Source organism: Blastococcus sp. KM273128, from assembly GCF_021698975.1.
Taxonomy (GTDB): domain Bacteria; phylum Actinomycetota; class Actinomycetes; order Mycobacteriales; family Geodermatophilaceae; genus Blastococcus.
This window is the reverse complement of record NZ_SSXA01000043.1, coordinates 1-23,399: the sequence shown is the minus strand read 5'-3', so window position 1 is coordinate 23,399 and position 23,399 is coordinate 1. Positions and strand designations below refer to the sequence as shown.

Sequence of the window (23,399 nt, the reverse complement as noted above, 5' to 3'; positions counted from 1 at the left end):
GGCGGCGGCGGGTGGTCAGGGTCGGCGAGTGGTCCCCCGGCGTCAGGCCGGGCGGGCGGAGAGGTCCAGCCGGTCCAGCGCCGCCGCGAGGTCACCCGGGGTGTCGAAGACGTCGACCGCGCCCGCCCCGCGCAGTTCGTCGTCGCCGAACCCGCCGGAGCGCACCACCAGCGCGGGCATCCCGGCGTTCGCCGCCGCCTCGACGTCGAACACCGAGTCCCCGACGACGACGCTGGCCGCGTCCACCGGCTCGCCGAGCTTCCGCAGCGCCACCTGCAGCAGGTCCGGCGCCGGCTTGCTCGACTCGACGTCCTCGCTGGTGGTCCAGGCCTCCGCGAGGTCCCGGGCGCCCAGCAGGTCCAGGAAGTGGTCGACGTGCTTGGCCTTGCCGGAGCTGGCCAGCACCACCCGGTGCCCGCGGTCGCCGAACGCGCTGAGCAGGTCGCGGGCCCCGGGCAGGGGCGTCACCTCGTCGATGAGCCGGTCGAACTCCTCCACCCAGCGGTCGCGCGCCTGCTCGCCGATGCGCGCCTCGACGTCGTCACCCCCGAGCTCGGCCGGCAACCGGTCACCGCCCATGCCGATCAGCCGGTGGATGCGCCAGACCGGGAACGTCTCGCCCAGCGACCGGAAGGCCCGGTACCAGGCGAGGGCGTGCTGGTAGTTGGTGTCGACGAGGGTGCCGTCGACGTCGAGGACGGCGATGCGGGGCTCACTCATGCGCCGCCCTGTGCCCACCCCGGGCGGCGGTTAGTGCACTAAACGCCGCGGGTGTGGTCCAGCAGCCCCCGCACGGTCTCCCCGGCGGCCTGGTCGCGGTAGCCCTGGTTCACCTCGTCCAGCGCATAGCGGCGGGTGATCAGCCGGCCGAGCTCCAGCCGGCCCTCCTCGTGCAGCCGGAGCAGCCTCGGGATGTCGGTGAACGGGTTGCACGAGCCGAACATCGAGCCCTGCACGCGGTGCTCGAACACGGTGGTGACCTGCCCGTTCAGCGTCGCCCGCCCCTCGTCGGGCCGGTCGGCGAGCGCGGTCAGCACCAGGGTGCCGCCCTTGCCCAGGCACGCCGACGCTGCCTTGAAGACCTCACCGGTCATCTTCCCCACCGTCACGACGACGACGTCGGCGCCGGTCCCGCGGGAGAGCTCGCGGGCCAGGGCCACCGCCTCCCCCGCGTCGGCGACCGTGCGGGTGGCGCCCAGCGACTCGGCGAACTCCCGCTTCATCGCCACCGGGTCGACGCCGATGACGTGCATGGCGCCCGCGTGCACCGCGCCCTGCACGGCGTTCACGCCCACCCCGCCGAGGCCGACGACGACCACCGTGTCCCCGGGCCGGACGCCGCCGGAGTAGACCGCCGACCCCCACCCGGTGGGCACGCTGCAGGCGACCAGCGCGGCGGTGTCCAGCGGCAGCCAGGGGTCGATCTTCACGCAGGAGAACTGGCTGAGCAGCGTGTGCCGCGCGAAGGCCCCGATCATGCAGAACCCGCCCAGCGGCTCGCCGTCGAGGCGGTACGGGAAGGTGCCCGTCGGCAGCTGGCCGGTCGCGATCGTCGCGCCCTTGTCGCAGAGGTTGGAGCGGCCCGAGGCGCAGAAGCGGCAGTGCCCGCAGGCCGGCAGGAAGCTGGTGACGACGTGGTCGCCGGGCGCCACGCCGGTCACGCCGGCGCCGACGGCCTGCACCACGCCGGAGCCCTCGTGACCGCCGACGATCGGGTAGCGCCCGCCGGGGTTCGCGTGCCGCAGGTGCTCGTCGGAGTGGCAGAGGCCGGCGTAGGCCATCTCGACCAGCACCTCACCGGGCCCGGGGTCGAGCACCTCCAGGTCGACGACCTCGTACTCCGTCCCGGCCTCGCGCAGCACCGCAGCTCTCGTCCGCACGGGGCGGCCCCTCCTCGCAGTCGTCGAACGGGCGCCCGGGACCTCCGGCCGGGCCCACCCGCGGCCATCGTGCCCGGTGGCCTCCCGCCTCCCGCGCGCACCCCCGCGGACATCCCGGTCCGTCGTCCGAGCAGAGAGAACGTTCAGTACCTAAGCTGGGACTGTGAGTGAGCAGAGCGACCGCCGTGCGCGGAAGAAGGCGCAGACGCGGGCGCACGTGCGCGCGGTGGCCCACGAGCTGTTCGCCGAGCGCGGCTACGACGCGGTCACCATCGCCGACGTCGCCCGCGCGGCCGACGTCGCCGTCCAGACGGTGTTCAACCACTTCGCCACGAAGGAGGCGCTCTTCTTCGACGGCCGCACCCCGTGGGTGCAGGGCCCCGCCGACGCCGTCCGCCACCGGGCGCTCAGCGAGTGCCCGCTGTCCGCGCTGATCGGCTACCTGGGCGCCTTCGTCCGCGAGCGCATCGAGGCCCTGCAGGACCCCGACCACCGGCACCACGTGCGGCTCGTCGCGGAGTCCGACGCGCTGCGCGCGCACGAGAGCCACCTGGTCAGCGAGTGCGAGCGGCTGCTCGCCGACGCGCTGGCCGAGGCCTGGACCCAGCCCGCCCACGACGGCCTCGTGCTGGATGACCCGGGCACGACGGCGGCGCTCACCGCCGCCACGTGGCCCTCGGCGATCCGGGCGCTGCTGTTGCGGCAGCGCCCCGCGATCACCTCCGGTGCGGACCCGGCGCAGATCGGCGCCGAGCTGCAGCGCCTCACCGACCAGGTGCTCGACGGGCTCGCGGAGAGCGCCGACCACCTGCTGCGACGGCTCCGCGCCGCAGCAGGCCAGCCGCCCGCGCGCCTGGCCTGCTGACCCGGGACGGGCTCAGACCGCGACGGTCTCGCCGACCGGCCGCAGCAGCGGCAGCAGCACCTCGTCGGCGACGAACTCGACCTGGTCGGGCGTCAGCGGCTCGGCCATCCGGTAGCGCTGCCACCAGAATGCCTCGAGCACCGAGGCGAGCAGCCGCAGCCGCTCCAGGCGCACCGGCTCCCCGCGCTGCTGGGCGCGCTCGCCGAGGGTCTGGACGGCGGCGGCCAACGGCTGCACCAGCGCCTCGTCGAGCCCGGCCCGCAGCTCCTCGTCGTGCCGGGCCGCGCCGACCAGGCTGGCGACTGCACGCTCCTGCCGGTCCAGCGGCTGGGTCCAGCGGTCGGTGATCAGGCCCAGCAGGTCGCCGCGCAGCGAGCCGGCGTCCTCGGGCACGACCACGAGGTCGAACCGGCTCACCGCGGCGCGGGCCAGCGCCGACATGGAGGGCCACCGCCGGTAGATGCCGGCCTTGCCCGCACGGGCGCGCGCGGCGATGCGGTCGCTGTTGAGGCGGCCCCAGCCCTCGTCGGCCAGGATGTCGACGGCGACGGCGAGCAGTTGCTCGGACAGCTCCGCGCTCAGCGGTCGCCCCGGCGTCCCGCTCACGACCGCACCCCGACGCGCCATGTCATCTGCACCGGCACATCCTGCGCCTCGGACGGGGCGACCACAACGATCTCGATCATCTTCGTGACGGGCAACTCGCCGCGCAGTGGCCCCGTGACGCCGCGTCCCGGCCGATCAGGCACCCGCGGCGCTCTCCACGTGCACCCGGAGGTTGGCGCCGTCGTCGGAGAGCGAGCCCTGCGCGCGGGCGCCGGCGATCATCTCGTCCCACCGCGAGGTCCAGCCCGGCGCCGTCGCCCGCGGCTCGGCGGCGGCCCGCAGCGCGGCCACGTCGAGCACCGCCGTCTCGGCGTCCTGCAGCCGGCCCAGGCCCGAGCGCTCCAGCGCCTCGGCCGCCTCCGCGTCGGTGACGACGCCCAGGGCCAGGTGCAGGGTGGCCAGGTCCTCGACGTCGACCACGCGGGCCTCGGGGCGCTCGTCGGCACCCGTGACGATCTCGACGATCATGCGGTCCTCCTCGTTCAGACGTGCCAGGGGAATCGGGTGAAGTCGGGGTCGCGCTTCTCGAGGAAGGCGTCCCGGCCCTCGACGGCCTCCTCGGCCATGTAGGCCAGCCGGGTGGTCTCGCCGGCGAAGAGCTGCTGGCCGACCAGGCCGTCGTCGATCAGGTTGAACGAGTACTTGAGCATCCGCTGGGCGGTCGGCGACTTGGCCACGATCTTCCGGCCCCAGTCCAGGGCGGTCGCCTCGAGCTCGGCGTGGGGGACGACGCGGTTGACCATGCCCATCGCGTGGGCGTCGGCCGCGGTGTACTCCTCGCCGAGGAAGAAGATCTCCCGCGCGAACTTCTGGCCGACCTGCCGTGCCAGGTAGGCCGAGCCGAACCCGCCGTCGAAGCTGCCGACGTCGGCGTCGGTCTGCTTGAACCGCGCGTGCTCCTCGCTGGCCAGCGTGAGGTCGGAGACGACGTGCAGGCTGTGCCCGCCGCCGGCCGCCCAGCCGGGGACGACGCAGATGACCACCTTGGGCATGAAGCGGATCAGCCGCTGCGCCTCCAGGACGTGCAGCCGGCCGCTCGAGCGCCCCTTGTCGTGCTCGTAGCCGTACCTGCCCCGCACCCGCTGGTCACCGCCGGAGCAGAACGCCCAGCCGCCGTCCTTCGGGCTCGGGCCGTTGCCGGTGAGGAGGACGCAGCCGACGTCGGTGGACAGCCGGGCGTGCTCCAGTGCGGTGATCAGCTCGTCGACGGTCTGCGGCCGGAAGGCGTTGCGCACCTCGGGGCGGTCGAAGGCGATGCGGACGACGCCGGCGTCCACGGCGCGGTGGTAGGTGATGTCGGAGAAGTCGAACCCCTCGACCGGCGCCCAGGCGGAGCTGTCGAAGATCTCGGAGACGTCGTCGCGGGCGCTCATGCGCCGAACCTAACCCGCGGCCGGGGGCCGGGCAGCGCCGTCCTCGAGCAGCGGCCGCAGCCGGTCCAGCGAGGCGGCCAGCCCCGGGTGCAGCGCCACCGCGGACAGCCCCGCCAGCGGCACCCACGCCACACCGTCGCTCTCGCCGTCCAGCCGGAGGTCCACCGCCTCGAACGGGCGCGCCGGCCGGGCGAGCACCGTCGTGTAGGCCCAGCCCCCGTGGTCGTCCACCGAGTGCGCGCCCAGGACGACGTCGGCCGCGGTGAGCCCGAGCTCCTCGGCCACCTCCCGCAGGGCGCCGTCGGCCGGGGCCTCCCCCGCGTGCAGCGCGCCGCCGGGGGTGCCCCACGTGCCGCCGTGGTGGGACCACCAGGCCCGGTGCTGCAGCAGCAGCTCGACGCCGTCGGGGCCGTCGCGGTGGATCAGCAGGCCCGCCGCGCCGGCCCGCCCCCAGTGGCGGTGCCCCTGGTCGCAGGCCGTCCAGCCGTCGGTCGAGGTGAGCACGTCGGCCAGTGAACCCGGTTCCGCGCCGCCGTGCCGGGACCGGGGACGTCGCCCTCTGCCCACCCGGGGTGGGCAGAGCGCGACGCCGGCCAGGACTACGTTGCCTGGAGGCACCCACGTCCGACGGAGGAGCGCATCCCGATGAGCACCACGACGACCATGGCCGAGCTGCAGGGGCTGACCGGCACCGAGCTCGGCAGCAGCGACTGGCACGAGGTCACCCAGGAGCACGTGAACCTCTTCGCCGACGCGACCGGCGACCACCAGTGGATCCACGTCGACGTCGAGCGCGCCAAGGCCGAGAGCCCCTTCGGCGGCCCGATCGCGCACGGCTACCTCACCCTCTCGCTGCTGGCCTCGCTCTCCTCCCAGGTCCTCGCCGTGACCGACACGGTGATGGGCGTGAACTACGGGCTGAACAAGGTGCGCTTCCCGTCCCCCGTGCCGGTGGGCTCCCGCGTGCGGCTGACCGCAACCCTGAAGTCGGTCGAGGAGGTCACCGGCGGCCTGCAGGTCACGCTGGGCGCGGTGATCGAGCGCGAGGGCGGGGACAAGCCGGTCTGCATCGCCGAGCCGGTCTTCCGCTACTACGGCGGCAAGTAGCGGATGCGCGTCGCCGTCTTCACCGGGTCGCACGCCGGCCCGCCGGCCCACGCGGAGGCCGCCGCGGCCTTCGCCACCGGGCTCGCGCGGGCCGGCATCGGCATCGTCTACGGCGGCGGCCGCGTCGGGCTGATGGGCGTCGTCGCCGACGCCGCCCTGGCCGCCGGCGGCGAGGTGGTCGGGGTGATCCCGCAGCACCTCGTCGACGACGAGCTGGCCCACCCCGGGCTGCCCCGCCTCGAGGTCGTGCAGACCATGCACGAGCGCAAGGCGCTGATGGCCGACCTCGCCGACGCGTTCGTCGCCCTCCCCGGCGCCGCGGGCACCCTCGAGGAGCTCTTCGAGGCCTGGACCTGGGGCATGCTCGGGCTGCACGCCAAGCCGGCGGCGCTGCTGGACGTCGACGGGTTCTGGCAGCCGCTGCTGGCCCAGCTGCGCCGCATGGTCGACGACGGCTACCTCGACGCGGCGCGGCTGGAGGCGCTCGGCGTGGTGGACGACGCCCCGGGCCTGCTCCGGTTCGTCGAGGGCTACGTGCACCCGCCGCGGAAGTGGACGGCGCCGTCGTCGGCCTGACCGCGGCAGCCGTAACCCGCGGGCAACACGGGCCGTGGTCCACTGGGCGCGTGGCACCCCGCCTGGTCCGCCGGTCGCGGATCGTCCACGGGCACAAGCGGGCCTTCCTCCTCGCCGGGGAGGGCCCGCCGCTGCTGCTGCTCCACGGCATGGGGAACAACTGCCAGACCTGGGCCGGGGTGGTGGAGCGCCTCGCCGAGGAGCACACCGTCATCGCCCCCGACCTGCTGGGGCACGGCGAGTCGGACAAGCCGCGGGGCGACTACTCCATCGCGGCCTACGCCAACGGCATGCGCGACCTGCTCTCGGTGCTCGACGTCGAGCGGGCCACCGTGGTCGGGCACTCGCTCGGCGGCGGCATCGCCCTGCAGTTCGCCTACCAGTTCCCCGAGCGCTGCCAGCGCCTGGCGCTGGTGGGCAGCGGCGGGCTGGGGCCGGAGCTCTCGGCGGGGCTGCGGGCGGCCACCCTGCCCGGGGCCGAGCTGGTGGTGGGCGCGCTCGCCGCTGTCTCGGGCCCGCTGCGCGGCGGCCTGCGGGTGGTCGAGGCGCTCGGCCGCGCCACCGGGTTCCGCCAGGTCGGTGACCTCACCGAGGCGGTCGACGCCCTGCTGGCCCTCCAGGACGCCGAGGCGCGGCGGGCGTTCCTGCGCACGCTGCGCGGCGTGGTCGACGTCCGGGGGCAGGCCGTGACCGCGCTCGACCGGCTGTACCTGGCCGACTCGGTGCCCATGCTGGTCATCTGGGGCGGCCGCGACCCGATCGTCCCGGCCCAGCACGCCGAGACGGTGCGCACCACCGTGCCCTCGGCCCGGGTCGAGGTGTTCGAGGACGCCGGCCACTGGCCGCACCTGGACGAGCCCGACCGCTTCTGCGACGTGCTGCTGGACTTCATCGCCACCACCGAGCCCGCCGACCACGACCTGGACAGCTGGCGGCGGCTGCTCGCGCAGAACTGGGACCGCGTCCCGCGGGCGGTCGCGCGCTGACCCGGCCGCTCACCTAGCGTCGGCCCGGTGGAGCACTGGGACGTCGTCGTCGTCGGGGGCGGGCCGGCCGGCGCGGCTGCCGCCCTGGCCGCCCGGCGGGCCGATCCCACCGCCCGCGTGCTGGTGCTCGACCGCGCCGGGTTCCCCCGCGACAAGGTCTGCGGCGACGGCATCGCGGCCGAGGCGCTGGACGTGCTCGCCGGGCTGGGCGTGGACGCGGCCACCCTCACCGCCGGCTTCCCGCCGGTCCCCCGGCTGCGGCTCACCTCGCCGCGCGGCACCACCGTCGAGCGGGCCACCGGGCGCCCCTCGCACGTCGTCCCGCGGGTGGTCCTCGACGCCCGGCTCGTAGCGGCCGCCCAGGACGCCGGGGCGGTGCTCCGCCGGCAGCAGGTGCGGCAGGTGCGGGTGCGCCCGGACGGCGTCGAGGTGGACGGGTCCGTCACGGCCGGGGTGCTGGTCGGGGCGGACGGCGCCGAGTCGGTGGTCCGCCGGGCGCTGGGGGTGCGGCGCAACGCCCCCGCGGAGCTCGCCGTGGCGCTGCGCGGCTACGCCCCCGAGCTCCCGGGCCAGGCCGGGGTGCAGGTCCTCGTGACCACCGAGCAGCGCTGGCCGGCCTACGCGTGGTCCTTCCCGCTCGGCGACGGGCGGGCCAACGTCGGCTACGGCGAGCTCGTGTCCGGCGGGGCCAGCCGGGCGGGCCTGGAGGAGGGGCTGCGCCGGCTGCTGCCCGGCGTCGCGCCGGACGGGCTGCGCGCCCACCGGCTGCCGCTGAGCACCGGCCGGCCCCGGCAGCCCGACGGCCGGGTGCTGCTCGCCGGTGACGCGACCGCGCTGATCAACCCCCTCACCGGGGAGGGCATCTTCTACGCGGTGCTGTCGGGGGCGCTGGCCGGCGCGGCCGCCGGTGCGGGCGCGGGAGCCGGCGCGGCCTACCGGCGGGCGCTGGGACGCCGCCTGGGCGTCCACCTGCGGCACACCGCGACGGCGTCCCGGCTCAGCCGCCGGCCGGCGCTCATGGAGGCGGTGCTGCGCTCGGCCGGCGCGCGGCAGCAGGTGTTCGACGACGTGGTGCGGCTCGGGCTGGCCGACGGCCGGCTCACCCTGCGGGCGCTCGCCGGCGCGGCCCGCCACCTGCCCCGGCTCTAGGCCCCGGTGAGCGCCACCTCGACGCGGCCCCGGCCACCGCGCTTGGCGGTGTAGAGGGCGATGTCGGCGGAGGAGTAGAGCTCGCGCAGGTCGGCCACCGCGTCCGGTACGTGCGAGACGCCGACGCTCACCGAGAGCACGTGGTGGGTGCCGTCGGGCAGCCGCAGCGGCGCCCGGCGGACGGCGTCGAGCAGCTCCTCGGCCCGGCGGGCCGCGACCTCACGGGAGCAGTCGCGCAGCAGCACCGCGACCTCGTCACCGCCCAGCCGGCTGGCCAGCGCGTCGACCGAGCGGATCTGCCGCCGGATCACGTCCGACAGGTGCACCAGCGCGTCGTCCCCGGCGAGGTGGCCGTGCACGTCGTTGATCATCTTGAACCGGTCGATGTCCAGGAGCAGCAGCGCGGTGCCCGCGTCCGGCCCGGGCGCGTGCCGGCGCTCCTCGAGCGCCTCGTCGAACACCCGCCGGGCGACCAGGCCGGTGAGGGCGTCGACGTCGGCCTGCTGCTGCAGGGCCGCCACCAGGCGCTCCTGCTTGCCGACCGCGTGGGTGAGCAGGACGCCCAGCACGGTCAGCATGGAGCCGAAGAAGAGCGAGTCGGTGGCCGCGGAGGTCACCGGCTGCGACGCGAAGAGCATGACGACCCCGGCCGCGACGGCGACCGCGGTCACGAGCAGCGCGCCCGCCGCCCGGATGTGGAACCCGGCGTACAGCACGGCGAAGACGAGGAAGGCCTGCGTCCGCGTGGAGGTGGAGCCCGAGCCGACGGCCAGCAGGCACAGCACCGTGACCCCGGTGATGCCGAGCAGGACGAAGGCCCCGGCCCGGTCGAGCCGCTCCGGCGGGAGCCGGGTGAAGGCGGCGGCGACCACGACCAGCCCGGCCACGCTGGCCCACATCACGGTGGGGGTGGCGTCGTGCGGCCCGCTGGGCCCCAGCACGGCGACGACGGTGAGCATCAGCGCGCACACCGCCAGCACGCCGCCGGCCGTCCGCGCCGCCGCACGGGGTTCGCGCGCTCGCAGCGGCTCCGGGAAGGTCACCCCCTCCGCATCGGCGCGCGGCGCCCACTCCTGGAGGGACGCCCTCCCCCGTTCTGGTCAGGCGCCGGCCGGGGTCAGCGCACCGCCGTCACCAGGGGGACGCCGGAGGCGCCGAAGGTCTGGACGACGAAGCCCAGCTCGGCCAGCGTGTCGGCCAGGGCGGCGTCCATGAGCTCCTGCACCGCCTCCAGGGCCCCCTCCCCCCGCGAGAGCTGCACGCCCATCCGGTCGTGGGTGCGCCAGCTGACCAGGACGCCGCACGAGCTCGTCTCCGGCACGAGGCAGACCCCGCCGGAGGTCCCCGCCCCCGCGGCGTCGTGCAGCGGCAGCCCGGCCTCGACCAGCGCGGCGGCGACCTCCACGACCAGGGTGGTCAGCGGGTCGGTGTCGGTGAGCAGCGCGTCCCAGTCCTCCGGGAGCCGGTCGAGCTGGTCGCCGAGCTCGGCGAGCCAGGCCCGGTCCGCCGGGGAGGGCCGGGGGGCGATGCCGCCGTCCGGGCGCGGGGCGCCGTGGACCGAGACGGCCGCGAGCCCGCCGGCCAGCGCGGCCCAGTCGGCGTCGATGCGGTCGTCGAACGGGCCGGCCAGCACCTGCCCGGCCTCGTCGACCAGCCACCAGGCGTGCGCGGTGCCGGGCGCGGCGACGGCCGCGCGGGCCGGGGCCTGGGCGGGGCGGACGGCGACGGCGACCTGCTGCGGCCGCGGCTGCGGGTGCCCGCCACCGGCGGGGGCGGCGGCCCGGCGGCCGGCGGGGTGGGTGCCCGAGGCGAGCGCGGCCGCACGCCCGGCCTGCTCACCGGCGACGGCGCGGGCGTGCTCGTACCGGGCGGTGGAGCTGGCGCCCAGCGCCACCACGACCGCGGTGCAGAGCAGGAAGCCCAGCACCGTCGCGGCCGGCCACAGCAGCATCGTGCCCATGATCACCAGGGACTCCTCCGTGCGCGCGTCGCGGCCGGGGAAGGTGCCGCGATCACGGGAGAAGCTACGGCTCACCGACCTCTCCATCGGCGGCCCGGACGCCACTCCGAAAGCCCCGTCACCTGATCGTTGCGACGGCCTCCGCCGTCGTGCGGTGACCCCTCCCCCGGGCCGCCGCCATGTCGACACGGACCACGCTGACCTGGGCTTTTGCGCCCGATGCGACCCCGGTCACGCCCGGCGGCGCGCCGTCCGGGCATGTCGCGCGGGCGGCGCTCGCGGGGGACGGCCCGGGGACGCGGAACGGCCCGCCGGCGGGTGCCGACGGGCCGTTCGCGGGGTGCGCTACCGGGTCAGTTGACCCGCACCTGCATGAGGGCGCCCTGCGCGCTCATGCCGGTGACGGTGATCGTCGTGCCGGTCTTCGGCACGTCGACACCCGTCCAGCCGTTGGCGTCGGGCTGCTCGCCCGGCGCGACCCACCAGTCGAGCGTGTCGTCGAAGGTCCGGACGGCCGGGAGGCCACCCACCTTCTGGCCCACGCCGGTGTCCGGGTCGTGCAGCGTGATCTTGTCGGTCGGCTGCAGCCCGAAGGTGGAGTCGTAGGACTGGACGCGCGGCCGCCAGCTCTCGCCGTCGGTGCGATCCTCGCCCTCGTCGTCGGTCGGCTCGTAGAGCAGGCCCGGGTGGGCGTCGACCGGCAGGACCAGCCCGGCGCCGGGGTGGGCGCCGACGTTGTTGTCGTTGTACTGGGTGTTCCAGTAGCTGATCAGCAGACCGTCCTGGTACGGGAAGTGCTCCACCCAGTTCGGCCGGCGCGGGTCACCGAAGTTGTACGGCCCCGTCTTCAGCCCCGTGTCGTAACCGGTGTAGGCCCGGTTCTCCAGGATGTAGGCGTTGAAGAACGAGTTCGTCGTCGTGCCGGTGGTGACCTCGAAGCCGTCCAGCGCCCACTCCGTCACCGGGTCGCCGTCGACCGCCACGGCGTCGACCTGCAGGCCGGGCTCGGTGGCGGCGCCGTCGGTCCAGTAGCGGAAGCCGATCTGCGCGCCGTCGGGCACGCCCGCGAGGCTCGCCGTCAGGTCGACCCACTCGCCACCGGTGCTGCCGGTGATGCCCTGGCCGAAGTTCTGGCCGTTGGGGTCGGTCGTCGTCGACAGGTTCGTCGGAATCGAGGTGAAGGTGTTCCCGCCGTCGGTGGAGTAGACCGCGTAGGCGTAGTCCCAGTCCTGCTCGATCTCGTACTTGACCTTGGCGGTCAGCTCAGCGGCGCCGGCCGGCTTGGCCGCCAGCATGCTGTGGTCGAGGTTGTCGCCCGAGCCCGAGTACCAGAAGTCCTCGCCCTCGAACGGCGTGCCGATCTCGGTGGTGACCTCCTTCTCGGGGAGGACGACGACGGCGGCCTGGTTCTCCTTGGAGTTGTAGGCCGACGGGCCGAGGCGCAGGTTCGCGCTCTCACCGGGGGCGACGACCTCGTAGTTCAGCCAGCCCAGCTGCAGCTTCTCCCACGCGCCCATGTGGATCGGCTGGGTGCCGATGCCGTCCTCGGGGCGGCCCGAGTTGCCGTACGAGCCGGAGCTCATCAGCGTCCAGAAGGCGGTGCTGTTCTCGGCACCGCCGCTGTTGCCGGAGGTGTCGTAGAGGTCGGGCAGGCCGAGGTCGTGGCCGAACTCGTGGGCGAAGACGCCGACGCCGCCGTTCTCGGGCTCGACGGTGTAGTCGCCGATCCAGTACTTCGACCCGCCGACCGGCGCACCGCCGAGCGGGTTGACCGCGCCGTCGACCGTCGGGCCGGCGGTGCCGATCCGGTTGGTCTGGTTGTACCAGCGGTGGCTCCAGATGGCGTCGTCGCCGAGGACCCCGCCGCCGACCTCCTCGCCCTCACCGGAGTGCACGGCCTGGAAGTGGTCGATGTAGCCGTCGGCCTCGTCGAAGTTGCCGTCGCCGTCGGAGTCGTAGCGGTCCCAGACGTCGAACTGCGAGAGGTACTCGTCGATCTGCTCCGGGGTCTTCCCGGACGCGAGCTGCCCCTCGTACCAGGCGGTGGTCGAGTCGTTGATGAAGGCCCAGACGGCGCTGTCGCCCAGGTCGTTGTCGCCGTACGAGGCACCCGTGCCGGGCACCTGCACCCAGTCCTCGACCTCACCGGTGACGGTGTAGCGGCCCGAGGAGAGCTGCTCGTAGAAGTTCGCCACCGAGTTCACGCCCGGGTCGGAGTTGTAGAGCAGGTCGTCGAAGTAGCCCTGCGAGAAGTCCGCGGTCCAGATGGTGGTGTTGTCCACCGAACGCTTGGGCTCGGGGATCGAGTTGTGCGGCAGGTCGCTGAACTCGCCGAGGACGGTCCAGATCGCGTCGCTGTCCTCCTGGGCCAGCTCGACGTAGCGGCCGGGGGCGACCTCCACGACCTTGTTGTTGCCGCGCGGGGTGGCCCGCCCGGTGAGCACCTGCTCGAGCGCCTCGGCGCGCAGCTCCTGCTGCGTCTCGGCGAGCGGGTTGGGCAGGTCGTGCGCGCGCTGCGGCGTCGCCGGAGCGTCTTCTGCGGGGGGTGCGGCGGAAGCCGTCACGGGAACCGCCATGACCAGGGCGGCGCCGGCGACGACGGCCAGAGCTCTCTTCAAGGATGCGTCTCCTGGGTCAGAGGAAGACCGTCCAGCCGACCGGCGGGGAGCCACCGGCGGCCCTCTCGGGCGGTCGGCCGGGACGTTAGGTGAGCCTCGCAACTCTGTCCACAGAGCGGTACGGACCGGTCACACACCGGAACCCGCCCCACCGGCGCGAACTGCTGGGACGACCAGGCTCTTTACCCTTGCGAAACAGTTCTGGTCGGCTCCGAAACGGGTCGACGACGTCTCAGAGCGTGGGACGACGACGCCGTATCTGAGATCTCGGACACAACATCCGTGGGCGGCCTCGCAGGCTCGAACTGGTGCCCCGGCCGGCCCGTGCGGCGCAGATCCCCGCAGGTCGGCGGCGCTGTCCGGCCGACGCGGACGGCCGGGAGCAGGCGGCCCGGGACCCCGGCTGCGCCGGCCGGTCCCGACCCACGATCCGTGGGTCCGGGCGTCCGGGATGTCGTGCGACATCACGACGCGGAGGGCGTGGGATTCGAACCCACGAAGAGGGGTTACCTCTTAGCGGTTTTCAAGCTTGGTTCAGGGGCTCATCGAACCAACAACGATCAATCGTTTTCCGAGGTCAACGCCGAGATCGCTGAGGCCATCGGTTACCGCCAATACCCGCTGCGTGCCCGTACTACGGGCACGCAGCGGGCACGAAGATCCGGCCGCAGCAACCGTGCCGCCGCCGTTTTCCGGCGTTGTACGAACTATCTGCGGACTGTGTGCGAATGCTCGCCAATGGGCCCGGTCATCCGGCGGCATCGACCCCCCACGGCAACGTGCACGACGGGGTCCGCGAAGATCTGCTCCAGTGAGACCACAGTGATCAGCGCCAGTGGGGCGCACGTGTTCGTCGACGAGTCCAAGCGACGCGGCTATCTGCTGGCCGCCGTCGCCGTGCCGGTCGGCGATCTCCATGCCGTGCGGAAGGTACTGCGGGACCTGGTTCTCCCCGGACAGCGTCGGCTGCACATGAAGGACGAGAGCGACCCGCGGCGGCGAGCGATCGCCTCGGCCATCGTCGGCTGCGGCGTGCGGGCCATCGTCTACGACGCCGCCCGTCGTCACCGGACCGACCGTGACCGCCGAGAGGCATGCCTCCGGCTGCTGGTCGACGACGCCGCAGCGCGTGGCGACCACGCTCTCGTGCTGGAGCAGGACGACACCCTGGTGGCTTCCGACCGTCGAATCCTCTACCACGCTGCCCGCTACGCCGGGTGCGCGGAGACGCTGCGCTACGACCACCGCCGAGCCGGCGCCGAGCTACTGCTCGCGCTGCCGGACGCCGTCGCGTGGTGCTGGGCCAGAGGCGGGGACTGGCGGCGCCGCATCGGCCCCGCCATCAACGGCGTCCGCCAGGTGTGACGCCGAGGCCCGGAAAGCGCGAAGCCCGAGCGCCACGGTCGTCCGGCCGGGTCTCGGGCTCACTTCCGCACAGCTATTGCCGTGGGCATCGCCAACTATAGGACGTGAGTGGACACCTGTCACGCCTCGGGGCTCGGGAGTCATGGCTGCCCCGTGCCGGGACGGCTCATCCGCTCCCCGCCACCGCTGAATGATCTCCGGCTGCGCCGGCCACCGGAAGGGCGCTGCGCGTCCCTCCGGGATGGTCCTCCGGCCCACCCTTCCCCCGGCCGGCGCAGCCGGAGTTGGAGCGGGTTATGGGAAAGCGGACAAGACCGCGGGGGTACAGCTAGCCTTCGTGCGCCCCGCTGGTGACCGGGTGCGCCGTCGGCCTTCAGCGTTACCGAGACGCCGCCCTCGAAGTGAGCGAGGGCGAGCTGCGCCGCCACGCCCGAGGCGTCGAACGCCAGTTGGAGATCATCGGCCCTGTCGTCGTAGCTGCTCATCGGGTCGGCCCGTCGGTCGCCGGCAGCGGCTTGGTCAAGTGCACCAGGACCACGCCCGGGCTCAGTTGCTCGCGTCGCTGCTCGCGGTAACCGCGGCGGGCGTACATCGCCAAGTTGGCTTCGCTGAGGTGACCGGTAAACAGTGCCGCGGTGTCCACCTGGTCGCTGTGGTGGCTCTCGACCGCGGTCAACAGGCGGGACCCGATGCCGCGTCCTTGCCAGTCAGGAGCCACGGTCAGGCGGCCGACGTGCAGCACCGTCCCATCCACGCGGGCGCGGACTGCGCCGATGATGCGGTGGCCGACGGTGGCCTTCGACGCGGTGGCCGTGGCCAGCTCGGCCTGCAGCTCGGGCAAGGTCTGGATCAGCGCGGGCAGTTCGGGATCACCGTAAATACGTGCTTCGGTGGCATAAGCGGCGCGCTGAAGAGTCAGCAGCTCACCGGCGTCCTCGTCCACCGCCGGTGCAATGACCACGTCGCAGACCGGACTTTGATCGGCGTGCATGAAGCTCCTTCGGATCTGCTTCCCACAGCACATCACGAAGGGCGAATCGCCCGGCCGGCTGCCGGAAGCGGCGGCCTGGGCAGGATGCAGCGGCGCGCTCGCTGCGCGAGGCGCCACAAGCGGCGGTCGAGGGACGTCGGCATGGACGCAACGTAGCCCATGTACAGGGACCCGCCCATCCTCCCGCTGTCGAGGATGGTCGTGTTGCGACGCCTGTTCCGCAGGCCGAACCCTCGTAGCCATCACGCCTGCTCGTCGATGTCCTCCATCCCTGGATACCTCGCGCACCGCAGTTGCCGGTGGCGGTCACCGGTGTCGTCACGGCAGCAGCTTCCGCGCGAGTCCGGTGAGCACCTCGAGCCCGTCGGGGGAGAGCAGGGACTCGAGGTGGAACTGCACCGAGGCGAACCCCGGCCCGCGGAGTGCGTGCACCTCCCCAGTGCCCGGCTCCGCGGCGACCTGCACGCCGGGAAGCCCCGACGGCGGGACGGCGGCGGTGAAGGTGTTGTAGTAGCCGACCCGCACCTGCTCGCCGTACAGGTCGATGCTGCGCTGCGTGCCCTGGTGCGGCACCGGCAATGGGACGACGGCGAGCCCGAGCTGGATGGCCAGTACCTGGTGGCTGAGGCACACCGCGAGCAGTGGCCGGCCGGTGTTCAGGCGCTGTCGCACAAGGGTGTGCAGGGCGGCGATCCGGGGGACGGCCAAGTCGCGGGGGTCACCGGGCCCGGGGCCGGCGACCAGCAGATCGGCGGTGTCGTCCGCAGGGTCGATGTCGTCCCAGCGGCGAACGGTGGCGATCATCCCCAGTCGGCGGAGCAGGTGCGCCAGCATCTGGGTCCACGCGTCCTCGGCGTCGACCACCAAGGCGCTGCGCCCGGCCAACGCTGGATCCGGCCGGTCGTGCTGGGGTTGAGCCCAGAACGGGGCGAGCCGTTCGTTCCGTCGGGCGAGCGCCTCGACGACCCCGGGCTGGTCGGCCAGCCGGGGGACCGGGCGGTGCTCCGGCGCGGGCAGCACACCCAAGGCCCGCAGCACGCCGGCCGCCTTCGCGTGGGTCTCGGCGGTCTCGGCGATCGGGTCCGAGTGCCGGACCAGGGTCGCCCCGACCGGCACCCGGACCACGCCGGTGGGTTCCAGGTACGCCGTCCGGATGAGGATGGGGGCGTCCAGCGTGCGTGCCCCGGCGTCGTCGGTCCCGATCAGTGCCAGCACGCCCGCATAGTGGCCGCGGCCGGTCGTCTCATGGCGGGCGATCACCCGGGCGGCGTTCTCCACGGGTGACCCGGTGACGGTGGGGGCGAACATCGTCTCCCGCAGCACCTCGCGGACGTCGTGATCGCTGTGCCCGCGCAGCAGGTACTCGGTGTGGGCCAGCGCGCTCATCTGCCGCACCAGCGGACCGATCACCTGCCCGCCGCGGGAGCAGACCCGGCTCATCATCTTGAGTTCCTCGTCGACCACCATGAACAGCTCCTCGACCTCCTTGTCATCGGCCAGGAAGGCGAGCAGCCCCTCGGTGGTCGGCCCGGCGGGCGGGAAGCGGTAGGTGCCGCTGATCGGGTTCATCACCACCTCGCCGCCGGCACAGCTGACGTGCCGCTCCGGGGTCGCCCCGACCATCGTCAGGTCGCCGGCATGCAGAGCGAAAGCCCAGTAGGCGCCCGGCTCACCGACCAGCAGCCGGCGCAGCACCCTCAACGCTGTGGTCGCCGGAGGAGCCGAGGCGGTGGAGAGGTGGTCCCGGCGCAGCACGAAATTGGCCCCCTCGCCCCGGCCGATCTCCTCGGCGACCACCCGCCGGACCAGGTCGGCGTAGGCGTTGTCCGGGACGTCGAAGTCGCTGCCGTGCACACCGGGGTCCTCATCGGGCAGCAAGCTCAGTACCTCCTCCCGAGTCAGCACCTCGGAGTCGCGGACCACCAGGCAGCGCAGCGGGGCGCCGTCGTCGTGGCAGGTGAAGCCGCGCTCGGCCACCTGCCGGTAGGGAACGGCGACCAGCACCTGCGGGCCCGGCGCCCCGCTGGCCGGCTCCGGCAGCGGGATGTCAGCGAGCCGCTCGACGTCGACAACGTCGCCGGTGAGCACCTCCACGCCGGGACCTCCGGCACGTCGCAGAATGGCAAAGGGCTGGGCGGCGGGATCGTGGATCAGGCGGGACAGCAGAGGGGGCACGGGGTCCTCCAGGGGAGATGACCGCCGTCCGAACCGACCGATGGAGAATACGAACGGCCGCCTCGAACGAGGCGGCCGCGGGACTCAGGGGTGTGCGGGTGGGCGCCTCAGCAGGCGCGCCACCAAGTCAGCTGAGCTGTGTGCACGTTGGCACTGTAGGGCACCGACTGTCGGGCACCGGCATCCGCACCCCGGATGCGGCACAGTCACCCTGGCAAGCAACACGCTGGACGCCCGCGAAGAATGGACCGTCCGAGTTGTGTCCCAGGGCTGTCGCTAGCGTGCGACCCGTGCTGGTACGCGAGAAGGAGGAAGGCGACGAGGCGCAGTGCCTTGAACTGCTGATGCGGGTTCACCAGGCGGACGGCTACCCGCTCTACCTCCCCGACGACGTTCCGGCGTTCATCACCCCTGACTACGAGGTGGCCGCGTGGGTCGCCGAGCACGATGGCCGCATTGTTGGGCACGTCGCGCTACATCAGGCTTCGTTGGACCCGACGCTCGCCGCCGCTCAGCGTGCGACCGGCCTACCTGCCGACCGGCTGGCGGTCGTGTCGAGACTGTTCACCTGCCCTGGACTGCGCCGCAGCGGTGTTGGACGAACCCTCTTGCGCTACGCGACCGCTCAGGCGCGAGAGCGCGGGCAACGGGCCGTGCTCGACGTGGGAAAGACGCTCAAGGCTCCGGTGGCCTTGTACCAGTCGGAGGCCTGGCGCCGAGTCGAATCCCTGGCGCTCCACCTCGGCGAAGGCGCGAAGCTGGACCTGTGGGTCTACGTGAGTCCTCAGGTCAACGACGCGTAGGGGCCTTCTGTAACGTCCCGATGAGGAAACCTGCTACGGCAATATCCCGGCGGTTCGATTCTCGTAGCGCCGACGTTCTGCAGGGGATTCCGAGCGGGCGTGCCCCCTCCGGTCCTCCCTCCCGGGTGGCCGGGCAAGAGCGGTGACGGCCCGGAAGGCGGCGAGGGCCGCGCCGGTGCTCCGGCCGGCGTACGGCAAGCGTTGCCCGGTGCCGGGGTGCACGTCACCAGCGCGCTTATGATCTGCTGCGGCCGTGGCTGTCCCATTCTTCACTCCCATCGCCGACCCTCGTCCCACGGACGTCCCATGGCCGACGATGACCTGGCCCCTGGCGACGGACACCAAGTTGCGCGGGCGAACCGTCGTCCTCACCCCGGTGGTGCCGGAGCGAGACGCCGGCGAGCTCTTCACCGCACTCGACGCCGACGCGGTGTGGCGTCACGTCGCCGGGCGTCCCGCAGACGCCGACGAGATGGCGGGCCTGCTACAGCGGGGCATTGCATCAGGCCGGCTGCCGTGGCTAGTCCGACTCGTTCAGCCGGTCGCCGGGTTGCCGACCGGGGCGGTGGGGGGAATGTCTTCCTATCTGGACATCTCGGTCAGCGACGCTCGCCTGGAGATCGGCTCCACGAGCTACACCCCGCCGGTGTGGGGTACCTCGGTGAACCCGGAGACCAAGCTGCTACTCCTCGGACACGCCTTCGACGTGCTCGGAGTCGGACGTGTGCAGCTCAAGACCGACGTGCGCAACGTCCGCTCGCAGCAGGCGATCGCCCGTTTGGGCGCGCGCTACGAGGGGACGCTGCGCCGCTACCAGCGGCGCGCCGACGGCACCGTTCGAGACACCATCCTGTTCAGCGTGCTGGCTGAGGAGTGGCCGGCCGTCCGCGACGCGCTCCAAGCTCGTCTCGCCAGCTGACCCGCGGAGCTCCAACGGGACTGTCCCGCGGGGGAATCCCGAACGGGAACGCCACAGCTCGCGATGGGTGGGCTCTCCGTGGTGTCCCGCAACGCCCGCCCGGCTGGGGGGCGACATCCGGTACATGGTCACCTCTGCCGACGATCGCCTGAAACCAGGGGCGATAGCTCCCGACGAACGTCGCCATCCGGCAGAAGGGAGCTCCTCGACGGACAGTCGACCTCTTCGCGCAGCCTGACGCGTCCATGCAACATGGCGACCATTTCTGAAGCCGTCAACGATGACCAATCGCATTCATAAGCCCGGACTCCACAACTCCGCACAGCGCCGACCATAGCTATTGCAATCCGTTCCAAAGAAGCGGCACGAATGCTACCTTCGGAGGTAGTTCGGGTCCCGCTTCGCGGGGCCCAGTGGCGTTTCTAGGGGTGACTTGTTGGTCATTGTTGGGTGGCGTTGAGAATGCACGGTGGAATGAAGATCTACGCCGGCGCGCCGGCGGCTGCCCGGCACTACGTGGAGGCCGACCGGGGTCGGGCGGACGACTACTACCTCACCGAGGGCACCGGGATCGCCCGCCGGTTCAGCGCCACCGACGGTCGCGTGGCCGAGCTGGTCCCGCTGACCGGCGACGGCTACGAGACGTGGGTGGCCGGCCGCGACCCGGAGACGGGTGAGCCGAGGGGGCGGCTGCGCGGCGACGAGCACGCGGTGCGGTTCGCCGAGGTGGTGGTCAATGGCCCAAAGACGTGGTCGCTGGCCGCCGCGCTGCACTCGGACATCGCGGCCGTGTACGAGGCGGCGCAGGACCGCGCCGCCGAGCAGATCATCACCTGGCTCTCCCAGCACGCCACCACCCGCATGGGCCCGCGGGGCGGGCAGGTGCAGCTGCCGCTGGAGGTGCTGGAGGCCGCGACGGTCCGGCACTACACCTCCCGCGCGAACGACCCGCACTGGCACCTGCACCTGCAGCTGCTGTCCCGGGTGTTCGCGGCCGGCAAATGGCGCGGGCTACACACCGTCGGGGTCCGGGACTTCCTGGGCGCGATCAACGGGATCGGGCACGCGGCGATGGCGTGTGATCCGGAATTGAACGCCGCCTTTGCCGCGCACGGCTACCGGAAAGACGGTACGGGAGAATTACGGGAGCTCACCGAGTACGCGGGCACGTTCAGCGCCCGGCACGCCCAGATCGCCCGGAATGTGGACCGCTACGAGGCCGAATGGGCCGCGGCGCACCCCGGCGAATCCCCCGGACCGGTGCTGCGCCGGACGTGGGATGCCCGGGCGTGGGCCGACGGCCGCCCGGACAAGGTCACCGCCCAGCCCGGGGTCGGGCTGGCCGAACGCTGGCGGGCCGAGCTGTCCGCCCTCGGCTACCGCGACCCCGCCGGCCCGGTCAACCTGGCTCCCACCCCGGTCGGGGCCCTCGATCGAGACGAGCTGGTGCAGCGCGCGCTGGTCCGGCTGGCGGCGGCGCGGTCGGCGTGGAACTCCGCCGACATCCGCGGCGAGGCCGAGCGGCTGATCGCCGCCGAAGGCGTCGTCGCCGACGCCGCGGTGCGCATCGAGCTGGCCGAAGACCTCACCGCCCGCGCCCTCGATCGCTGCCTGCCGTTGCTGGACCGCGATGGGGTACCGGAGCACATCCGGGCCTGGACCTCGCAGGTGGTGCTTGACGTCGAGGCCGACCTGACCGCCCGGCTCGCCGCCCGCGCCGCACCCGGTGTGTCGGACACCGGCCCGGCATCTCCGGTCGAGCCCGTGGCTGCCGCCGGTCGGCTGGATGCCGGCCAGGCCGCGGCGGTCGCCGCGCTGGCCGGCGACCGACCCCTGGTGGTGGTCGAGGGCGCCGCGGGGGCGGGAAAGACCACCACCCTGTCCGCCACCCGCGGCGTGCTCGAGGCGCAGGGCCGCCGGCTGGTGGTGGTCACTCCCACGCGCAAGGCGGCCAAGGTGGCCGCCGGCGAGGTGGGTGCGGCCGCCGGGTCGGCGGCGTCCCTGGCCTTCGGGCACGGCTGGCGCTGGAACGACGAGGGGCGTTGGACCCGGCTCACCGCCGGCGAGGTCGACCCGGTGACCGGCGGTGTCTACGCCGGGCCGAGCGAGGCCGGGCGGCTGCGGCCCGGTGATCTGCTGCTCATAGACGAGGCCGGGATGCTCGATCAGGACACCGCCCGCGCGCTGCTCACCGTCGCCGACGAGTGCCAGGTCCGGGTGGCGCTGCTCGGCGACCGGCACCAGCTCTCCGCGGTCGGCCGCGGCGGCGTCCTGGACCTCGCCATCGGCCAAGCCGAGCCCGCGGCGCAACTGACACTCGACGCGGTGCACCGCTTCACCCGCGCCGACCAGGAGGGCCGCACAACACCCGACACCGGCTACGCCGCGCTGACCCTGGCCATGCGCGCAGGCGAGGACCCCGGCGCCGTCTTCGACGCCCTCCTCGCCCGCGGCCAGATCCAGCTTTTCCCCGACGCCGCCGCGCTGCAGGACGCGCTGGCCGCCACCGCCGCCGCCTCTTATGCCGACGGCCGCCGGGTGGCCGTGGTGGTGGACACCCGCGAGCAGGCCGCCGAGTTCAACACCGCCATCCGCGAACGGCTGGTCGCCGCCGGCCGGGTCGACGACCGGACGGTGGCGGTCACCGGCGCCGGGGAGCGGATCGGCGCCGGGGACCGGATCGCCACCCGCCGCAACGACCGCCACCTCGACGTCGCCAACCGCGACGTCTGGGTCGTCGCCGCCGTCGGCCGCCGCGGCGCACTGCTCGTCACCCCCACCGGACCCGTCCCCGGGAACGGGTCCGGCGCTGTCACCCCGGACCCACGAGGGGCGCGGGTGCTGCCCGCGGACTACGTCACCGAGCACGTCGAGCTCGCCTACGCCTCCACCGCGTACGGCGTGCAGGGCGACACTGTCACGGCGTCGCAGGTGGTCGTCGGCGAGCACACCGGCGCCTCGTCGGCCTACGTCGGGATGACCCGCGGCCGAACCGCGAACACCGCCCACCTCGTCGCCACCGACCCAGATGAGGCCCGGCAACAGTGGGTCGCCGTCTTCGCCCGCGACCGCCCCGACCTCGGCCCCGCGCACGCCGCCCAGCTCGCCGCCGCCGAGGCCGCCCGCTACGCGCGGACCCGCCCGCTGGCCGACGTGCTGGCCGAGCTGCGCACGGCGTGGACCGCCGAGCAGCGCTGCCTTCAGCGACTTGCCTACTGGGAGCCGGAGCGCGACACGTTGCGCGAGGTCGTCGCGCTCGAAGCTCCCCATGCCGGCGAACTCGCGAGCCTCGAAGCCACCAGTAGGCGGACGGCGATCACCGCTGAAAGGGCGGAGAAGCGGGCCGGGGACAGTGGGGCGGCCGTCACCGCCCACGCCGACCAGGCCCGCGACACGCTGCTCGCTCGCTGGGATGGCGAACGCGACGCCGCGCGCGCGGCCGCACGAGTCGTGCTCGACGGTCCCGGCCGGCTCGGACTCCGGCGAGGCGCGATGGCGCGGGCCGGCGAGCAGCTCACCGATTGGGCCGACCGGTGGCGGCCATTCGTGCCGTCCCTGCCCACCGACCCGAAGGATCTCGCGCCGGTTGCCGGCTGGTTCGACGACCGCCCGGCCCTGTGGAGGTCGCTCGATGCCTCCGCCCGCCAGGCGGCCGAACACGCCCACCCCGAACACGCGCAGCTCTGCGCGGCCGCCGACGCCGCCAGGGACGCGCACGAGCAGGCCCGGCGTGCCCTGGCCGAAGCCTGTCGAAAGCGTGAGGAACGGCTCGACCCGCTCGGACCCGTCGCCTGGACCTCCGACCCGGCCGGCCGGCTCGGCGACCTCGCCCGCGACATCGCCACCACCCGCCAGGAGCTCACCGACGCCCGGACGCGCATCGCCACCCTCACCGCCGAACCGGCTCTCCGCACTCAGCCGCCCGACCGGCTCGATCGCGAACGCGAGGCCTGGCGCACCCGGCGCTCGGCGAGCCCCGAGCAGCGCGAATCGGCGCGCCCGCGGACACCCGCCCCCGTCCCCGGC

General features: G+C 73.7%; 20 protein-coding genes. 9 read left to right on the top strand and 11 right to left on the bottom strand.

Annotation, left to right across the window (positions count from 1 at the left end; all coding sequences use genetic code 11):
* Positions 1-42 precede the first annotated feature (42 nt).
* Complete coding sequence (locus E9529_RS13345; RefSeq protein ID WP_236831648.1) at positions 43-720, bottom strand: HAD family hydrolase; 678 nt, start codon at positions 718-720, stop codon at positions 43-45.
* A 38-nt stretch (positions 721-758) separates the two neighbouring features.
* Positions 759-1,880 carry an NDMA-dependent alcohol dehydrogenase gene (locus E9529_RS13340; protein ID WP_236831647.1) on the bottom strand — a complete coding sequence of 374 codons (1,122 nt, stop codon included), beginning with the start codon at positions 1,878-1,880 and terminating at the stop codon, positions 759-761.
* Between the two features lie 163 nt (positions 1,881-2,043).
* Here E9529_RS13340 and E9529_RS13335 point away from each other — a divergent pair, with 163 nt between their 5' ends.
* Complete coding sequence (locus tag E9529_RS13335) at positions 2,044-2,745, top strand: TetR/AcrR family transcriptional regulator (RefSeq protein WP_236831646.1); 702 nt, start codon at positions 2,044-2,046, stop codon at positions 2,743-2,745.
* Positions 2,746-2,757: 12 nt separating this feature from the next.
* Here the strand turns inward: E9529_RS13335 and E9529_RS13330 are convergent, their stop codons facing one another.
* The 4 genes from E9529_RS13330 to E9529_RS13315 all read right to left on the bottom strand — a co-directional run bounded on the left by E9529_RS13330 (position 2,758) and on the right by E9529_RS13315 (position 5,228).
* The gene (locus E9529_RS13330) at positions 2,758-3,351 is read right to left on the bottom strand and encodes a TetR-like C-terminal domain-containing protein (RefSeq protein ID WP_236831645.1); all 594 of its coding nucleotides are present in this window, start codon (positions 3,349-3,351) and stop codon (positions 2,758-2,760) included.
* Positions 3,352-3,486: 135 nt separating this feature from the next.
* Complete coding sequence (locus E9529_RS13325; RefSeq protein WP_236831644.1) at positions 3,487-3,819, bottom strand: hypothetical protein; 333 nt, start codon at positions 3,817-3,819, stop codon at positions 3,487-3,489.
* A 14-nt stretch (positions 3,820-3,833) separates the two neighbouring features.
* The gene (locus E9529_RS13320) at positions 3,834-4,724 is read right to left on the bottom strand and encodes a 1,4-dihydroxy-2-naphthoyl-CoA synthase (RefSeq protein WP_236831643.1); all 891 of its coding nucleotides are present in this window, start codon (positions 4,722-4,724) and stop codon (positions 3,834-3,836) included.
* A gap of 9 nt (positions 4,725-4,733) precedes the next feature.
* On the bottom strand, positions 4,734-5,228 hold the full coding sequence (locus tag E9529_RS13315; protein WP_236831642.1) for an NUDIX domain-containing protein: 495 nt from the start codon (positions 5,226-5,228) through the stop codon (positions 4,734-4,736).
* A gap of 141 nt (positions 5,229-5,369) precedes the next feature.
* Between E9529_RS13315 and E9529_RS13310 the strand changes: the two genes are divergently transcribed.
* From E9529_RS13310 to E9529_RS13295, 4 genes are read left to right on the top strand one after another with little or no spacing between them, the layout of a single operon-like run.
* A complete protein-coding gene (locus E9529_RS13310; protein ID WP_236831641.1) occupies positions 5,370-5,831 on the top strand; it encodes a MaoC family dehydratase in 462 nt (153 codons plus the stop codon).
* 3 nt (positions 5,832-5,834) lie between these two features.
* Positions 5,835-6,407 (top strand): TIGR00730 family Rossman fold protein, encoded by a 573-nt coding sequence (locus E9529_RS13305; RefSeq protein ID WP_236831640.1) that lies wholly within the window; start codon positions 5,835-5,837, stop codon positions 6,405-6,407.
* A gap of 50 nt (positions 6,408-6,457) precedes the next feature.
* Positions 6,458-7,393 (top strand): alpha/beta fold hydrolase, encoded by a 936-nt coding sequence (locus tag E9529_RS13300; protein WP_236831639.1) that lies wholly within the window; start codon positions 6,458-6,460, stop codon positions 7,391-7,393.
* Positions 7,394-7,420: 27 nt separating this feature from the next.
* Positions 7,421-8,542, top strand: coding sequence for an NAD(P)/FAD-dependent oxidoreductase (locus tag E9529_RS13295; protein WP_236831638.1), 1,122 nt, complete (start codon positions 7,421-7,423; stop codon positions 8,540-8,542).
* Here E9529_RS13295 and E9529_RS13290 read toward each other — a convergent pair.
* The 3 genes from E9529_RS13290 to E9529_RS13280 form a co-directional block, all read right to left on the bottom strand.
* Entirely contained in the window at positions 8,539-9,585 is a 1,047-nt protein-coding gene (locus tag E9529_RS13290; protein WP_236831637.1) for a GGDEF domain-containing protein, read from the bottom strand. The genes E9529_RS13295 and E9529_RS13290 overlap by 4 nt on opposite strands.
* Before the next feature lie 74 nt (positions 9,586-9,659).
* Entirely contained in the window at positions 9,660-10,577 is a 918-nt protein-coding gene (locus E9529_RS22435) for a hypothetical protein (RefSeq protein WP_236831636.1), read from the bottom strand.
* A 278-nt stretch (positions 10,578-10,855) separates the two neighbouring features.
* Positions 10,856-13,120 carry an immune inhibitor A domain-containing protein gene (locus tag E9529_RS13280; protein WP_236831635.1) on the bottom strand — a complete coding sequence of 755 codons (2,265 nt, stop codon included), beginning with the start codon at positions 13,118-13,120 and terminating at the stop codon, positions 10,856-10,858.
* A gap of 846 nt (positions 13,121-13,966) precedes the next feature.
* Between E9529_RS13280 and E9529_RS13275 the strand changes: the two genes are divergently transcribed.
* Positions 13,967-14,485, top strand: a complete 519-nt coding sequence (locus E9529_RS13275; RefSeq protein WP_236831634.1) for a hypothetical protein — start codon at positions 13,967-13,969, stop codon at positions 14,483-14,485.
* 481 nt (positions 14,486-14,966) lie between these two features.
* Here E9529_RS13275 and E9529_RS13270 read toward each other — a convergent pair whose 3' ends face one another.
* The gene (locus E9529_RS13270; RefSeq protein WP_236831633.1) at positions 14,967-15,476 is read right to left on the bottom strand and encodes a GNAT family N-acetyltransferase; all 510 of its coding nucleotides are present in this window, start codon (positions 15,474-15,476) and stop codon (positions 14,967-14,969) included.
* A gap of 318 nt (positions 15,477-15,794) precedes the next feature.
* On the bottom strand, positions 15,795-17,570 hold the full coding sequence (locus E9529_RS13265; RefSeq protein WP_236831632.1) for an anthranilate synthase family protein: 1,776 nt from the start codon (positions 17,568-17,570) through the stop codon (positions 15,795-15,797).
* A gap of 371 nt (positions 17,571-17,941) precedes the next feature.
* On the opposite strand from E9529_RS13265, the gene E9529_RS13260 reads away from it, so the two are divergent.
* From E9529_RS13260 to mobF, 3 genes are all read left to right on the top strand, one after another.
* Positions 17,942-18,454 carry a GNAT family N-acetyltransferase gene (locus E9529_RS13260; protein ID WP_236831631.1) on the top strand — a complete coding sequence of 171 codons (513 nt, stop codon included), beginning with the start codon at positions 17,942-17,944 and terminating at the stop codon, positions 18,452-18,454.
* 316 nt (positions 18,455-18,770) lie between these two features.
* Positions 18,771-19,373 carry a GNAT family N-acetyltransferase gene (locus E9529_RS13255; RefSeq protein ID WP_236831630.1) on the top strand — a complete coding sequence of 201 codons (603 nt, stop codon included), beginning with the start codon at positions 18,771-18,773 and terminating at the stop codon, positions 19,371-19,373.
* 474 nt (positions 19,374-19,847) lie between these two features.
* Positions 19,848-23,399, top strand: a 3,552-nt coding sequence (mobF, locus tag E9529_RS13250) for a MobF family relaxase (protein WP_236831629.1), incomplete at its 3' end; no start/stop codon positions are given.

Coding starts and splice junctions, on each gene's coding strand:
- E9529_RS13270 (WP_236831633.1), bottom strand. CDS start 15,476: ATGCACGCCGATCAAAGTCCGGTCTGCGACGTGGTCATTGCACCGGCG.
- E9529_RS13255 (WP_236831630.1), top strand. CDS start 18,771: ATGACCTGGCCCCTGGCGACGGACACCAAGTTGCGCGGGCGAACCGTC.
- E9529_RS13325 (WP_236831644.1), bottom strand. CDS start 3,819: ATGATCGTCGAGATCGTCACGGGTGCCGACGAGCGCCCCGAGGCCCGC.
- E9529_RS13345 (WP_236831648.1), bottom strand. CDS start 720: ATGAGTGAGCCCCGCATCGCCGTCCTCGACGTCGACGGCACCCTCGTC.
- E9529_RS13320 (WP_236831643.1), bottom strand. CDS start 4,724: ATGAGCGCCCGCGACGACGTCTCCGAGATCTTCGACAGCTCCGCCTGG.
- E9529_RS13305 (WP_236831640.1), top strand. CDS start 5,835: ATGCGCGTCGCCGTCTTCACCGGGTCGCACGCCGGCCCGCCGGCCCAC.
- E9529_RS13310 (WP_236831641.1), top strand. CDS start 5,370: ATGAGCACCACGACGACCATGGCCGAGCTGCAGGGGCTGACCGGCACC.